Origin of the sequence: Paenibacillus sp. EKM206P (assembly GCF_011066155.1) — a bacterium.
In the GTDB taxonomy this organism is placed as follows: domain Bacteria; phylum Bacillota; class Bacilli; order Paenibacillales; family Paenibacillaceae; genus Paenibacillus; species Paenibacillus polymyxa_D.
In genome coordinates this window covers 67563-82448 of record NZ_JAAMNQ010000010.1, presented here as the reverse complement: position 1 = coordinate 82448, position 14886 = coordinate 67563, and the positions used below count along the sequence as shown (strand labels likewise).

Annotated in this window: 14 protein-coding genes; 7 read left to right on the top strand and 7 right to left on the bottom strand. The window is 46.7% G+C overall.

Translation table 11 applies throughout. The features are described from left to right. Positions 1–316: 316 nt before the first annotated feature. Positions 317–1321 (bottom strand): LLM class flavin-dependent oxidoreductase, encoded by a 1005-nt coding sequence (locus G9G53_RS18965; RefSeq protein WP_165149619.1) that lies wholly within the window; start codon positions 1319–1321, stop codon positions 317–319. Between the two features lie 151 nt (positions 1322–1472). Here G9G53_RS18965 and G9G53_RS18960 point away from each other — a divergent pair, with 151 nt between their 5' ends. Beyond that, positions 1473–1796 carry a DUF3817 domain-containing protein gene (locus tag G9G53_RS18960; RefSeq protein WP_029515655.1) on the top strand — a complete coding sequence of 108 codons (324 nt, stop codon included), beginning with the start codon at positions 1473–1475 and terminating at the stop codon, positions 1794–1796. 129 nt (positions 1797–1925) lie between these two features. Here the strand turns inward: G9G53_RS18960 and G9G53_RS18955 are convergent, their stop codons facing one another. Further along, complete coding sequence (locus G9G53_RS18955; RefSeq protein ID WP_165149617.1) at positions 1926–2876, bottom strand: acetylxylan esterase; 951 nt, start codon at positions 2874–2876, stop codon at positions 1926–1928. Positions 2877–2912: 36 nt separating this feature from the next. After that, positions 2913–3176: a YkgJ family cysteine cluster protein gene (locus G9G53_RS26565; protein ID WP_238437904.1), complete on the bottom strand. Its 264-nt coding sequence runs from the start codon at positions 3174–3176 to the stop codon at positions 2913–2915. 297 nt (positions 3177–3473) lie between these two features. Here G9G53_RS26565 and G9G53_RS18950 point away from each other — a divergent pair, with 297 nt between their 5' ends. Beyond that, a complete protein-coding gene (locus G9G53_RS18950) occupies positions 3474–3731 on the top strand; it encodes a GlsB/YeaQ/YmgE family stress response membrane protein (protein ID WP_013311445.1) in 258 nt (85 codons plus the stop codon). A gap of 118 nt (positions 3732–3849) precedes the next feature. Here the strand turns inward: G9G53_RS18950 and G9G53_RS18945 are convergent, their stop codons facing one another. Beyond that, on the bottom strand, positions 3850–5151 hold the full coding sequence (locus G9G53_RS18945; RefSeq protein ID WP_165149615.1) for an MFS transporter: 1302 nt from the start codon (positions 5149–5151) through the stop codon (positions 3850–3852). 279 nt (positions 5152–5430) lie between these two features. Between G9G53_RS18945 and G9G53_RS18940 the strand changes: the two genes are divergently transcribed. The 3 genes from G9G53_RS18940 (at position 5431) to G9G53_RS18930 (ending at position 7791) form a co-directional block, all read left to right on the top strand. Beyond that, the gene (locus G9G53_RS18940) at positions 5431–6282 is read left to right on the top strand and encodes an amino acid ABC transporter substrate-binding protein (RefSeq protein ID WP_165149613.1); all 852 of its coding nucleotides are present in this window, start codon (positions 5431–5433) and stop codon (positions 6280–6282) included. 73 nt (positions 6283–6355) lie between these two features. After that, positions 6356–7024, top strand: coding sequence for an amino acid ABC transporter permease (locus G9G53_RS18935; RefSeq protein WP_069012510.1), 669 nt, complete (start codon positions 6356–6358; stop codon positions 7022–7024). 14 nt (positions 7025–7038) lie between these two features. Beyond that, positions 7039–7791 carry an amino acid ABC transporter ATP-binding protein gene (locus tag G9G53_RS18930; protein WP_069012511.1) on the top strand — a complete coding sequence of 251 codons (753 nt, stop codon included), beginning with the start codon at positions 7039–7041 and terminating at the stop codon, positions 7789–7791. A gap of 118 nt (positions 7792–7909) precedes the next feature. On the opposite strand, the gene G9G53_RS18925 is transcribed toward G9G53_RS18930, so the two are convergent. The 3 genes from G9G53_RS18925 to G9G53_RS18915 form a co-directional block, all read right to left on the bottom strand. Further along, complete coding sequence (locus tag G9G53_RS18925; RefSeq protein ID WP_069012512.1) at positions 7910–9064, bottom strand: MFS transporter; 1155 nt, start codon at positions 9062–9064, stop codon at positions 7910–7912. Between the two features lie 262 nt (positions 9065–9326). After that, entirely contained in the window at positions 9327–10607 is a 1281-nt protein-coding gene (locus G9G53_RS18920; protein WP_029515648.1) for an AAA family ATPase, read from the bottom strand. Position 10608: 1 nt separating this feature from the next. Next, positions 10609–12066: an RtcB family protein gene (locus G9G53_RS18915; protein ID WP_029515647.1), complete on the bottom strand. Its 1458-nt coding sequence runs from the start codon at positions 12064–12066 to the stop codon at positions 10609–10611. A 546-nt stretch (positions 12067–12612) separates the two neighbouring features. On the opposite strand from G9G53_RS18915, the gene G9G53_RS18910 reads away from it, so the two are divergent. Beyond that, positions 12613–12942, top strand: a complete 330-nt coding sequence (locus tag G9G53_RS18910) for an ArsR/SmtB family transcription factor (RefSeq protein WP_013311437.1) — start codon at positions 12613–12615, stop codon at positions 12940–12942. Positions 12943–12971: 29 nt separating this feature from the next. Next, entirely contained in the window at positions 12972–14753 is a 1782-nt protein-coding gene (locus G9G53_RS18905; RefSeq protein WP_165149611.1) for a SulP family inorganic anion transporter, read from the top strand. Positions 14754–14886 lie beyond the last annotated feature (133 nt).

The following is a 14886-nucleotide window of genomic DNA, read 5'->3' as shown; positions in this document are numbered from 1 at the left end:
ACCGTTATTAACTTTATCGGAATGAGTAAAGAATGGGACTTTTGGGTGCAATTTTTCCAAGGTTTGGAGTATAGAATATGCGCCTTTGGTATATACGAACTGGAACTTTAGGAGGTAACAACTGGAACTTTAGTTTCGATGTGTATACTACCAAAGTACCATATGGTGTTAGACTTTTGTAGTGCTTGAATTACTTCCATAGTGTAGATGGGTTGGTTCCAATGAACCCTTTTCTACGACAAACCCCCGCTGTTGCCATTATAGGCTGGCGGGGGTTTTTTATGTTTCTGAAGCTCAGCCTCCGTTCAACGGCTGTCTATACCAAATCAAAAGCTTTGGCCAGCAGACGGTAGGACTGAACACGTTTATCAAAGTCATGAATGGATGAAACGACCAGTAACTCATCGGTACGATACTGCTCAGCCAGTCTTAGTAGCTGTTCCTTACACTGTTCAGGGGTACCAACAACACGCCATGCTGCGGACTGACGCAGCCGCTCACGATCCAACTCTGTGTATGGATAGGCCATTGCTGTTTTCACCGACGGAAGAGAACTCATTTCTTTACCTTGCATGAGCAAAAGGAAATACAAACTAGCACTGGACGCCAGCTGCTCAGCTTCTTCTTCGGTTTCAGCGCAGGCCACCGTAACTGCCGCCATGGAATGGGGCTTATCACCCAGGATCGAAGGCTGAAATTGCTCGTGGTAACGTGCAGTAGCTTCTACACCGCCTGGAGTCCCGAAAAATTGGGCAAAGGCATAGGAGGCCCCCATCATCGCAGCCAATCGGGCGCTCTCTCCGCTGGAGCCGAGCAACCATAATTCAGGAACGGTCGATATCATCGGGGAGGCATGAAGACCGGCAAACCGATGATTGTCAGGCACCGAATCATGGAAGTAGTCGATTAAATCGAGAATCTGCTGTGGATATTGTTCGACAGATTGGTACTTGCCTTCCTGCAGGGCGCGAGTAGCAAGCGGTAAACCGCCGGGAGCCCGCCCTATTCCCAGGTCGATACGTCCTGGATGGAGTGCCTCCAGCAAACGGAAGTTTTCGGCGACTTTATACGCGCTATAGTGTGGCAGCATAATACCGCCTGAACCCACACGAATGCGTGATGTGTGAGCAGCCAAATGCGCAATCAGCACCTCAGGGCTGGAATGCGCTAGTGTTTTGGAAGCATGATGTTCGGATACCCAATAACGGCTGTACCCCAGTTGGTCAGCTTCGCGGGCTAAATCTGTTGTATTGGATAATGCATCCTGAGCAGTACCGCCTTCAGGAATATGAGACTGGTCCAGTATACCCAGTTTAAGCATTTATAATCACCTCTTACACAACTCTATCAGACACAACTCACTAGGTCAAAATTCAAAATGGATAGGTTGGAGTTTGGGGACCTTTTCGTTATAATAAAGGATGTGTAAAGGATGAGAGTACATCCTTGCTAATGGAGAGGGGATTGAAATTGTGTTAAGAACACCTTTAGGGCGTGTCCGACTCATGCTCTGGATTCAAGCTATAGCTTATTTGGCGATACTATTCACCCACCAGCCGCTGCAAGCAGCGGGCATGGCCCAGGCGGTTATGGTGATTGGTAACATATACCGGGTGAGCTTTTTGTTGCTCCTCGTTGCTTTGATCTATGGGAAAACAGCACTGCATTGGTCTATACGGCGGCCTCTTTTTATTATGTTTGCCTCCTTCATTCCGTTTGGTCTGATGATTATGGATTTTGTTTGGGTGCGAAAATGGACAGGGGATTCGGCAGCAGAACAGCGAGCTGCATCGTAATCTTAGAAGTTTTGTTTTGTGTGAGTTGTCGAGGAGTTTGTCTGGCGTAAGCGGGACTGGCCCCGATGCAGCAGAAAAGAACATTACGCAGGTTGATGCGTGGTGTTCTTTTTTTGTGCACCGGAGGAATTATGAAAAATGCTGCACTAAAAATTCAACTGTTTTACGTCTTTGAAAGCCTTCAACCCAATGTCCGGTAAACGGATAAATTTCAATCGTTTTCGGTGATTCAATACGGTTATAAGCGGCGAAAATCGTCTCTGGCATACACACAGTATCCTTGAACCCTACCGATACCATGATCGGGATACGAATACGATGAGCAAGATTCATCACGTCAAAATAACTTAATGTATGTAGCACCTGCTCCAAATGCTCCGGAAATCGGTTAGCAAATTCAGCTGCTTCCGTCAGCGAACTGGTAGAATTCATCATACCAAAATCCATATGACACATATTGGGGATATCCGCTACTGAAATAGCAGCTTTATCGCTGAGCGCAGCCACCATTAATGAAAGTCCTCCGCCCTGACTGGCGCCACTGATTGCGATTTTAGCCGAATCGACATCCGACTGCTCCGCTACCCAATCTACGGCTCTAAGGGCATCAGTTGTAATCGTTTTGTAGTAGCAGGTATCTTTGTCCAATATTCCTTTCGTTACCCAGCCTTTAACCGTACCATGAGCATCACCCAGACGGTCTCCCGTTTCTCCACCTTGACCACGTACATCTACTGCCAATACAGCAAAGCCAAGCATAAGCCAGGAGGAATAATCTTCAGGATAGCCTTTTCCGCCTGTATAGCCATGAAACAGAACGATACATGGCAGCTTTTGATCTCCGGCAAATCGGGGGCGTACATACCAGGCATGCAGAGGCGTATCATCGACACCCTCAAAAGTAACCCGGTAGGCAAGAATATGAGGATATGGCGTTTCTACGAGAGTTTTGAACGCATGTACAGGTTTGGCGTGGACTTCTTCCAGTGTTTTGGCCCAGAATAAATCTATATCATTCGGGGCGGTAAGATCGGGTCGATATTGCTTCAATTCGGCAATTCTTTTTTCAATAACATTCATAATCAAAATTCTCCTTCATATAGAATGAACTTCTCCTTAAGTTTTACCCGGTAAAGTTGACTCCTCTAGCTCTCTCAGTAGCTGATATGCTCTTTCATTAGTGCTTCCGCACGTATCCTCATCAGCATGGAACCCACTGCACACAACTGGGCGCTCAGGTTTGCCAAACAATCGGCAACGGTAATCGGAAGTTAGCTGAGGGCAAGGAACACCAGCTGGTTTTCCATCTGGCATGCCGGGAATAGGGGAAGAAATCGTAATGGCAATGCAGCACGCGGCACATCCTACTCGACACTCCAGTTGGGGTCACTCCTTAATAATCTGTTATTTTTGTAACTTATGCATGAAGTGACATTGATGAAGCCATAATGTGAGGATGGCACAAAAAAAGCAGGAATACAAGGATAAACGCATATGAGACACACTTTTCACACAAGGGGTATAAATAGTCGTAGAGGCACGTAAGATGGTATCAAGTCCCTAAATCAGTGTTCCATACTGTGGTAATATTAACCAATCGTCTTTTGTGTGTTCAAAAGGAGTTCGAGTGGTTAATAATAGAACACAACGATAAAAACTTAAACGAGGTGACGCAAAATGAGTTGGTTATGGGCATTGATTGTTGGTGGTATTATTGGTTGGTTGGCAGGAATTATTGCAGGTCGTGATGTTCCGGGTGGCGTGATAGGTAACATCATCGCTGGTTTTATCGGCGCATGGTTGGGTAGCTTGATTCTGGGAAACTGGGGTCCTGAAATCGGATCATTCTACATCGTTCCTGCATTAATTGGTGCGATTGTGCTGGTCGTGATTGTAAGCTTGATCTTCCGTTCCGTTGGACGGACTAGAGGCTAACCTTACGAATCATTGAATAGACTAGCCCCTATGGGGCACAAGGCTAAAATGGAAAGAAGCTGCTTCCGCAAGGTTCGCAAATGAACCTGTGGGAGCAGCTTTTTTTTGAGGAAAAGTCCTATTGAAAACGCCTGATATGAGGAACACTCAGAACGCCTAGCACGATACACATGCCGATGGTTGCAAACATACCCATGGTGAACATACCACCAAGCTTATCAGCCGCAGCACCTACTGCCAGATAGCCGACAGGGAGCAGGGCAAAGGAAAACATTAGATCCAGACTAGCTACACGTCCAAAAGACTCGGCTGGGACTAATTCCTGAAGGCTCGTCTCCCAGATAATCGCAAATATCATAATGCCAAACCCTTCGAGCATCATGCTCATAATCAGTCCTGGCATCCAAGTGACTACAGACAACAGTAGTAAAGCAAGACCGCTGACAAAAGCTCCTAAGTAAGCGAGCAGGCCACGATGCTTCCAATGCTTGCGTGATCCATACACAAAGGCCCCCAACATGGCGCCAATACCGCTACTTGCCATCGCAATGCCATATACGACTGGATTGTAGCCATGATGAACCTTGAACAGCCATGGAATGAGTACAGCGATAATGCCTGAATAACAAATATTAATGAATGAAAAGGCAAGAATCGTAATCCATAGCCAAGGATGGCTTTTGAGAATGGTAAAGCCTGCGATAAAATCCTTGAGAAAATGCTGTCCCCCCTGATCTTGCTGTTCTGGATCTACCTGACCTTTGCCGATGATGGAGGCCAAATGAGCGCTCAGCATCCAAAAACAGGCAAAAGATATCAGATAAGCGATAGAATCCAGCCCAAAGCCCACACCCGGTGAGGAAAAAGATACAATGAAGCCTCCTAACGGAGGACCAAGTAGACGGACGGCTTGTATACTAATCTGGCTAAGCGCGTTGGCTGCATTGCGTATGTCCGGTGTGAACACCTGTGCACGTAAGGCAGAATAAGCGGGATTAAAGATACCGTCCATCAATCCGTATAACGCTAGGCCAACGAATAGAAACGGCAATTTCATCCCGCCCGTAAACATCAGCACGGCCGCAATGAACATCAGCCCAAACCGGGCGATATTCGTAAACAGAAGGAGACGGATTCGGTCAATTCTGTCCACAATCATTCCTGCGAAAGGCAGAATAAGTACATTAGGCAGCATATAAACCGTCATCGCCAGTCCCATGATAGTAGTCGAGCCTGTTAGGGAATAGATAACCAGTGGCAAAATGACTGTGGTGACTGAGCTCCCCAACATTGCGATCCAATGTCCAAGCCACAACAAGGTGAACGCTTTGGATTGTTTTAAGGGTGAAGTGAAAGTAGCCCAGGCCGAGGGACTGCCTTCAGGTGAAGTAGAGGATAAGGTTGAATTCTGGGTATCCATGATCACACTCCGGTACATATTTCTAAATTGCATATTAAAACCTATTATACGAAATCTCAAACGTGAGGGTACAGAAAAAGTTGCTGTGAGGGGAGTTATAATGAATAACCTGCCAATGAAAGAGTCAACCTAGAATAACTTTAGGCCACAAAAATATATAACTTACCTTTTTCATAGGGATTATTGGATAAAAGCATTGACGCGTGAAAATGAATGATGTACTATTCAATGACCAGCCGCGTGCTAGGTTATCAAGAAAAGGGAAAGAGTGTGGATACCATGAAAAAATTTAGTTTTTTGCCGATTGTACTCATCGTGATGGCATTGCTGGTTTCGGCCTGCGGGAACAACGATAAAGGCGCCAGTACCAATAATGCATCTACCGGAGAAAACGGATCTAATAATGGAAAAGCAGATACCACTGCTACAGCTACTCTTGAATCTGTAAAAGCAAGCGGCAAGCTAAGAATTGGCACGGAAGGCACCTATGCTCCGTTTACCTACCATGATGCTGCTGGTAAACTGACGGGCTTCGATGTCGATATTGCGACTGAAGTGAGCAAACGCCTGGGTGTACAACCGGAGTTTATCGAGACGCAATGGGACGGCATATTCGCAGGGTTGAACTCCAAGCGGTTTGACACAGTGTTCAATGAAGTATCCATTACAGACGAGCGCAAGCAAAAATATGATTTTTCCGATCCGTACATTGTCTCCAAGGCAGTTCTGATCGTAAGCGAAGACAATACAGACATCCATAAATTTGCTGATCTAAAAGGGAAAAAGTCCGGGCAATCCCTGACCAGCAACCTGACTCAAATCGCGAAAAGCAACGGTGCGGAAATTGTGGCAACAGAGGGATTCAACCAAGCCATTGACCTCCTCACTTCCAAACGGGTGGATGCGACCGTCAATGATGGATTATCCTATCTCGATCTGAAAAAGCAAAAGCCAGACGCACCCATCAAAAAGGTGGACGAATCTCCAGATGCTTCACACAGCGCAGCTGTATTCAATAAAGGCAGCGAAGATTTGATCAAGGAAGTAAACAAAGCGTTGGCTGATATGAAGGCTGACGGTACGTATCTGAAAATTTCCGAGAAATATTTTGGAGCCGACGTATCCAAATAATAAATGAAGACCAAACGTTCGCCAAGGCGAACCGAATCTTCTCAAACCTATCTTTTCAAAGGATGTCTGTACAATGGATGATCGCCAAATACAAATCATTATGGATTCATTATTGCCTCTGCTAAAAGCAGGGGTTTCTTTTACGATTCCGCTCACGCTTATCTCCTTTGCTCTGGGACTCGTGCTGGCGCTGATTACAGCGTTAGCCCGGCTGTCCAAATGGAGAATACTCAAGCTGATTTTCGGCTTCTATGTATGGGTGATTCGAGGAACTCCGTTGCTGGTGCAATTGTATATTATTTTCTATGGTTTACCTTCCGTAGGTATTACATTGGACCCGTTTATTGCTTCAGTAATCGGTTTTACCCTCAGCGTAGGGGCTTATAGCTCTGAAATTATACGTGCGGCTATCATATCTATTCAGGAAGGCCAATGGGAGGCGGGATACTCCCTGGGGATGACGCGCTGGCAAGTATTGCGACGTATCGTGCTACCGCAAGCATCCCGTGTGTCCATACCTCCGTTGGCTAATTCATTCATCAGCTTGGTGAAGGATACCTCACTGGCTGCGACCATCACCTATGTGGAAATGTTCAGAACGGCTAACCAGATTGTAGCTACCACATACGAACCGCTATTGGTGTATACCGAGGCGGGGGTTATTTATCTGCTGTTTAGCACTATTTTGACTGTGCTGCAAAATTACCTGGAGAAGCGACTAGGCCGTTTTTCCGTCAGATAAAGGAGATTGTACCGGTGATCCAAATTCGGAATATACACAAATCGTTCGGCTCGCTGGAAGTGCTTAAGGGTGTTGACGTAACGTTGGGTAAGGGGAAGGTGCTTGTTATCATCGGTCCTTCCGGTTCTGGTAAAACAACGTTTTTACGCTGCTTAAATTTGCTGGAGATTCCTGACCAAGGAGAGATTCAAGTAGGGGATATTGCACTGAATTTTGCGAAAGGAACGAAGCTCCGGCAAGAAAATATTTTGGCGCTGCGCAAGCGGACAGGGATGGTGTTTCAATCCTACAACCTTTTCCCACATATGACAGCAGCACAAAATGTGATGGAGGGACAAGTCACGGTTCAGAAAAAGAGCAAGGACGAGGCGCGCAAACGTGCATTGGAATTGCTTAAAAAAGTGGGGTTGGCTGATAAAGCCGAATCCTATCCGCATCAGTTATCAGGAGGACAGCAGCAACGGGTCGGTATTGCCCGGGCAATGGCGGTCGAACCTGAGGTGCTTTTGTTCGACGAGCCGACCTCCGCGCTCGATCCTGAGTTGGTAGGCGAGGTGCTCAAGGTCATGAAGAAACTGGCTGCTGAAGGAATGACGATGGTCATTGTCACCCATGAAATGAAATTTGCAGCCGAGGTCGCGGACCATGTGATTTTGATGGATCAGGGCATAATCGTTGAGCAGGGTACGCCGCATGAGGTTCTGGAGCAGCCCACCAGTCCACGGGCTATTCAGTTTTTGAATCGTCTGAGCGGGGAAGTGGAATAAAGGGAACTACAGTATTTATTAAAATAAGCGTTTAGACTGAATAAAAGGCAGCTACAGCCGGGCATTGAAAAATAAGCCTCGCACCCGTAGCTGCCTTTTGCTCATCAGTTGTCTTCTTTTATTTCATTTTTAATGTAAGCAAAAAAGTAATCAACAGAATACAACAGCCTGCTATAAATGGAGCGAACAGATTTGCATCCAATAAAAAACCCGCTAGAGTAGGGCCTAAAATATTCCCAACACTCATATAGGCATTATTCATACCAGCTACATATCCTTGCTCATTCCCGGCCATCTTCGATAATTGTGTATTAAGAGCTGGACGAAGCATAGCTGTGGCAAAGAAAATAAGGGAAGTGACAAGGAAGATACTCCAGAAATCTTTGGCTAAGAGAAATAAAATATAAGCAACAGAGGTGAAAAGAAGCGATCCTTTGATCACTCTTTGTTCACCAAACTTATTGATTATTTTAGCAACAACTAATGCTTGCATACCGACTCCGATCACAGCACCTGCGGTCAGAATGACAGCAATATTTTGCGGCGAGAATTGGAAGCGGTTCGTTACATATAAACCAAGAACAGATTCAAAATTAGCGAGTCCAAAGGTCATCACCAGGACAAGTACAAAGAGCATTGTATATTTTGACTTCAATGATCTCGCGTATTGTTTATAAATAGATTCCTTCTGAATCATTCTTGCCCGTGCTGCTTTCATTTGCTCTTTCGATAAACTTTCAGGCAAACAAAACACTGAAAAAATAACAGCAGCTATAGCAGCACCTGTCGCTGTGTAAAGCGGCACTCTCGTTCCATATCCTGCAAGAAGACCACCCAATCCAGGTCCAATAACAAATCCGAATGACATGGCTGCGGCGAGCAGGCTGTTCCCTTTGGCGCGTTCTTCGGTTGTTGTAATATCCGCTACATATGCCATCATGGGTGGAACAATCAAGGCTGCTGCCATTCCTTCCAGAAGTCTTGAGGTATACAGCATCCATAATTCATCTCCGATAGCAAAGATAAATTTAGCTACAGCAAAAACAATGACACCTACGAGGATAAAAACTTTTCTCCCATATCGATCAGACAGCTGTCCAGTCAGGGGAGAGAGCAGGAACTGCGTTATGCCATAGGCTGCTACCAATAAACCGATTGCCCGCCCACTGGCTCCAAACTCAATGATCAGTTCCGGCAGGATGGGGGTAATTAAACCCACGCCCACCATAACAATGAAGATATTAATCATTAGAATCCCAAGTATTCTTTTCATGCAAAAAACCTCCTTATCCATTGGTTTCTGGATAGGAGGCAGACATACGAACAAGAAGATACACTGCTCCCGTCAAAGAAGCAATGCTCTTATCGTTAATACCCAAAAGCCTACACTAATCCTATCCAGAAAATTCGTAAGATTACGATTTTTTTCTTTGGTGGAATAGGATTAGTAGATCATTGGCTTAAGGTCACCCTTTCGATACTTTATTGTTTATCAACGTAACATAAATTTCTTGATAAGGCAATGAAAGGATAAATCAGAAGAACCCGACTCGTCCTTCGGCCACATTTTTTAGCCAGTCCTGCTTACGGCTCTTATCGAGCTCGCCTCGCATACCTTTGATAATCAGTTCAATATCGGCTTTTCCCTGCTCATGCCACTCCAGAGCCGTGCTGACATAAAGTTCTCCGAGCTGTGCCAGCGAAAACCCGTCAGTCATGGCTGCCGCCTTCTGTGTACCCGTTTCTCCTGCAAAAACAAGGAAGTTACGCAACTTGAGATATGCCAGTCGCAGCGCTTCGTCAGGCAAACTGATTTCATAAGCCCGGTCGAAACGCCCTGCCCGGTTCATCAGACCCGGGTCGATTTTTTCGGGATAATTGGTCGTTCCGATCAGGAAGATGCCCTCCTTGGATGTAGCACCGTCGAGGGTATTCAGGAAAAAAGAACGCACCTCCTGAGGCATGGAATCAATGTCCTCAATGACCAGCACCATCGGAGCCAGGCGAGTAGCCGCCTCGAACACCTCTTTGACCGATTCACTGGTTGTATACTCCGTAATTTGCCAGTAGGCTGCCGGACCCGGTACACTGCTGGCAATTGATTTTACAAGTGTTGTTTTACCATTGCCCGGATGGCCGTATAGCAGAATGCCGCGCTTGTAAGGAATGTTATAAGTCTGATAGAAGGTACGATCCGCTTCAAAAAACTGATCAAGTGATCGGAAAATATCCCGTTTGATTTCCGCTTTCAAAATCACGTCATCTCGCGTAATTGCGCGGGTTATCGGCTCTGCCTGCCGAGAAAGTCCACGGCTTGTGTCGGTAAACACGGTGACACGCTTCATATTCTGCTTACGTTCACGACCGCGTACTCCCGCGAGGAAGCCTTGCAGCTCCTGGTCGCCTATCGCAAATACGTAATCTTCATTGTACACGCCATTATCACGGAAAAAGGGAACTCGTGCCAGCGCGATGCCCCACTTGGGATAGGCGAATACATTATTACGCATCGATAGATGCACGCCGTATTCAGGAGTCGGCCCGTCATCGTCATACTGGATGGTGCGTTCCTCCAAACGATCGAAGACCCGTGCCACATGCTCCAGGTCGGGACTGCCTGAACGAATATCCTCCTCCAGCAGATCCCAATACTCAATATTGGGATCATCGCTGGCATACAGCACGTATTTTACGCCATAGCGGTTATAGAGTGCTTCACTGATACCGTCGATCAGACGGGCATAAGCGGCATAACCGGTAATGCGTCCATCTGTACGTTCATCAAATTCATAAATAGCTGGGATGTCTATACTCAAATTATTTGGCTCCTTTCAGGGCAGCTAGCGGCTTGCATTTGGCTACAACTGCTGCGAGTCCTGCCCCGGTGACACTTTCGATAATATCATCTACATTTTTGTAGGCTTGCGGAGATTCGTCGATAATGCTTTCCAGTGATGCCTGATTGACCACAATTTCGTCGTCTGTCCCTACACCCAGGGCCCCTGCAAAATCGTCCACACTGACGAGTCGTTTGGTCGCAGAACGCGAACGAATACGGCCTGCTCCATGGCAAATGGAGTGGAAGTTATCCTGACCGCCCGGTAAGCCTACCATAATATAAGAGGCTGTTCCCATAGAGCCGGGAATCAGGGCCGGATGCCCTGTCGCCTGATAAGGCCGCGGATTGTCGGGGTGTCCTGCTGGAAGAGCACGCGTAGCACCTTTACGATGCACAAACACACTACCGTGATCCGGATGGGATTCCTCCCAAGCATAATTGTGCATTAGATCGTACAAAGTACGCAACTCGCACTTTGTACCAAAGACATCGCGAAAGGCTTCACGCACGGAGTATGCGATGAGATGTCGGTTCACCACGGCATAATTCAGCGCCGAATACATCATATCGACATAATGTGCAGCTTCGGGATGGTCCAGCGGTGCGAATACCAGTCTCGGGTCAGAGGTACCGAGTCCGAGACGGCTCATCGTCTTGGCAATGGCAGATGAACTAGCCTGGCTGACTGCTCCACCCCAAGCCCGCGATCCAGAATGAATCATCACAGCCACCTGACCGTCGAACATCCCCCAAGCTTCAGCTGTTTCACGGTTTTCCTCCGCGATTTCAATCGCCTGAATTTCGACGAAATGATTGCCTCCACCCAGTGTGCCGAGCTGTCGGTGAGCCCGGTGCCATGTACGGTCTTCGACAAGATTCAGCACCTCCTCGTCAAAGGAGAACTTACTGTGCTCTACATGGGTGAGTGAGGTGGATTTCTTAGGAGTGTAGCTGTCCGGAATATATTTGTTGGGTAAGCCGTGTAGACCCTTGCGTACAATATGCTCCAGTCGGATATCCGAATAATGCCCGCGTTGGTGGGCTTCCATGGGCAAATATTTGTCGATGGTTTTGACCAGCTTACGGCGCAGCTTGGTTTCCTTCAAAGCATCCTTGTGCAGATTGGTCAGGTGTACGCGCATGCCGCAGCCAATATCACTGCCGACGATGGAGGGAGATACGTAACCATCCTCCATTCCCCATACAGCAGTCGTACCGATGCAGGTTCCGACGCCTACATGTACATCTGGTGTGTATCCCATATAGCGGATACCTGGAATTTGTAAATTGTTATTAGCCATCTCGAACACTTTGTAATCCAGTGAGGAGAAAAGTTGCTGAGAAGCATAGACGGTTAGATCACCTGCCGGAAGCTTCATCAGATGGCTGTATGGTCCTTCATGCAAGGACGAGTCGGTTGTATGTTGTATATTCATATAAATGGGTAGTTCCCTTCTTCAAGTAAATTCATAAATACTTGCATAAAAAGATTTAAAAAACAAAAAAAGCCGCAGACTTGTCGTCTACGGCTTCTTGCACCGAAAGTGTTATTACATTTTATGATCAACACATCATAAATACGTAAAATAACTTGTTCTTCCAATAGCATAAAAAAATAAAAAAGCCTGGCTAATCACGCCGTCAGACAGCGTGATATCACCCATCATGTCGCCCGAACGGGGCCGATGAGACGAAAACTCAAATATGTGGTTGTATCATGCTGCCTGTCTGTCGTTATCATGTAAAGCACGGTCATGTCTGTCGGCCCCCTTTTCTTAAAGTTAATTGCTATGTTAATGGAAACCTGTGGAAGCTGTCAACCCCTGAAAGGTAGAAGTGTGGAAAAATGTGACTTTACTCATGGTGAAGTGTGAGTAACATCATAGTTCAATTGGCCCGAAGCTGTTATTGTACTAAATATTCAAATATTCAGATATTGTTGATCGTTTATAGGACAATTCTGTGAGGGGGACGGAGCAGGCATGGAAGGAGATCTCCAGAAATTTAAGGCCGACTTTTTCAAAGCATTGGCTCACCCTCTGCGCATCCGCATTTTGGAGGTGCTGAGTGAAGGGGAACGGAATGTGAACGAGCTGCAGACTGCGCTCGGTTCTGAAGGTTCTGCCGTATCGCAGCAATTGGCCGTTTTACGAGCCAAAAATTTGGTGAACAGCTTCAAGGAAGGTACATCGGTTGTGTATTCACTACGTGATCCGCTTTTGACGGAGCTGCTTGCAGTGGCGCGACGGATTTTTGACAATCATTTGGTCGAAGCTATCTCGTTGCTGGAAGGTATACGTAACGAGAAGTAATGCTATTACAGAAAAGAAGGGTTACAGGAATGAAGTGGATAGGAAGGTTCGAAGGCTATAACGCAGGGGCTTTGCGAAAGGATCTCATTTCCGGAAGTATTGTAGCGATTGTGGCGATTCCACTCGGTATGGCGTTTGCCATTGCATCAGGAGTAAAGCCGGAATATGGGCTGTATACGACCATTGTTGCGGGAATTTTGGTTTCGCTGCTGGGAGGATCCAAATTCCAGATCGGAGGACCTACAGGCGCGTTTATTCCGATTTTGCTAGCTATTGTCATGCAATACGGTTATGAGAACTTACTCATAGCCGGTTTTATGGCGGGCATTATGCTCATTTTAATGGGTGTACTCAGGCTGGGGGCATTGATCAAGTTTATTCCCAAGCCAGTAACGATTGGCTTTACGGCCGGAATTGCCGTGACGATATTCAGTGGTCAGATTGCTAACTTTCTCGGCTTGCGCGGGATAGAGAGGCATGAAACTTTTCTGCCTTCCATGGCAGAGCTCATCCATCGACTTCCTTCACTGAATGTGTATAGTATCCTGACGGCTTGTATCTGTCTTGCCGCGCTTATTTTGGTGCCTAAAAAATGGCCCAAGATACCCGGATCACTGGTTGGTCTACTCTTGTCAACGCTGGTGGCAGCTTTACTTTTTCCAGGGCAGGTGGCTACGATTGGCTCTGCGTATGGCGCAATTCCAGCATCTTTGCCTGAGCTACATATTCCTGCGGTGACGTGGGATTTGATCGTGAAACTCTTGCCGCCAGCACTTGTTATTGCAATGCTGGGAGCTATTGAATCTCTGCTTTCAGCGGTGGTAGCTGACGGTATGACGGGAGCCCGGCATAGCAGCAATCGTGAACTGGTTGGACAAGGGATTGCTAATTTGCTGACACCGCTGTTCGGCGGTATTCCTGCGACAGGTGCAATTGCCCGCACCGCCACAAATATCCGTAATGGTGCTGTTTCTCCTATGTCAGGCATCGTACATGGGTTCGTGGTGCTCCTCATTCTGGTGCTTTTTGCACCTTACGCATCTAACATTCCGTTGGCCAGTATGGCTCCGGTGCTGATGGTAGTAGCGTGGAATATGAGTGAGCGCAAGCATTTTGCGCACATTCTCAAAACGCGGACAGCGGATTCTATTGTGCTGGTTGTCACCTTTTTGCTGACGGTTTTTACGACGCTGACAACGGCTGTGGAGGTAGGCCTGATTCTAGCGGTTGTATTGTTTGTTAAACGTATGAGCAGTACACTTTCAGTAGACAAGGTACTTCCTGATCCTTCTGTAAAACATGAAAAAGTAGGCGCCCATATGGTCACAGATCAGCATGATTGTCCACAAGTGGCTATTTACAATGTGGAAGGCCCTCTATTTTTCGGTGCAGCCTCGGTATTGGAAAACTCAGGTGTGGGAGGCCGGACTGATCACCTACAAGGGATTTTGTTGTTACGTATGGGAAAGGTTCCTTTTATGGATATGACGGGAGAAGGTAACTTTACTGCATTAATTCAGAAATACCGGAAGTCTGGCGGGACAGTGCTTGTTTCCGGACTCCAGCCTCAACCGCTGGCATTACTACAGAAAACTGGATGCTACGACATGATTGGACAAAAGCATTTTTTTGAACACACAGGAGAGGCCCTTACGGCTGCTCTTGCACTGGTGAATCAGGATCATTGCTGTGGATGCAGGCAAATGGCTTTCCGAGAATGTACGAGTCTGTGCCGCAGACCGCAGCCAACCAAATCATCCTTTCCAGATGGAGCCGTCTCGGTTCCCATACCTGTAAATAGCGGCAGATAACACTCTTTTAAGTTTCTTGCTGAATGTCGAAAAATCTCTTCTGATCTCCGAAACCAAGTGCACAATGAAGACTTGCATTTGCTTCGAAAATGGAAGAGATTTTTCTTTTCTTCAAGGAAAAAAGGAATAAAAT

Coding starts and splice junctions, on each gene's coding strand:
- G9G53_RS18940 (WP_165149613.1), top strand. CDS start 5,431: ATGAAAAAATTTAGTTTTTTGCCGATTGTACTCATCGTGATGGCATTG.
- G9G53_RS18910 (WP_013311437.1), top strand. CDS start 12,613: ATGGAAGGAGATCTCCAGAAATTTAAGGCCGACTTTTTCAAAGCATTG.
- G9G53_RS18935 (WP_069012510.1), top strand. CDS start 6,356: ATGGATGATCGCCAAATACAAATCATTATGGATTCATTATTGCCTCTG.
- G9G53_RS18915 (WP_029515647.1), bottom strand. CDS start 12,066: ATGAATATACAACATACAACCGACTCGTCCTTGCATGAAGGACCATAC.
- G9G53_RS18905 (WP_165149611.1), top strand. CDS start 12,972: ATGAAGTGGATAGGAAGGTTCGAAGGCTATAACGCAGGGGCTTTGCGA.
- G9G53_RS18945 (WP_165149615.1), bottom strand. CDS start 5,151: ATGGATACCCAGAATTCAACCTTATCCTCTACTTCACCTGAAGGCAGT.
- G9G53_RS18925 (WP_069012512.1), bottom strand. CDS start 9,064: ATGAAAAGAATACTTGGGATTCTAATGATTAATATCTTCATTGTTATG.
- G9G53_RS18950 (WP_013311445.1), top strand. CDS start 3,474: ATGAGTTGGTTATGGGCATTGATTGTTGGTGGTATTATTGGTTGGTTG.
- G9G53_RS18955 (WP_165149617.1), bottom strand. CDS start 2,876: ATGAATGTTATTGAAAAAAGAATTGCCGAATTGAAGCAATATCGACCC.
- G9G53_RS18965 (WP_165149619.1), bottom strand. CDS start 1,321: ATGCTTAAACTGGGTATACTGGACCAGTCTCATATTCCTGAAGGCGGT.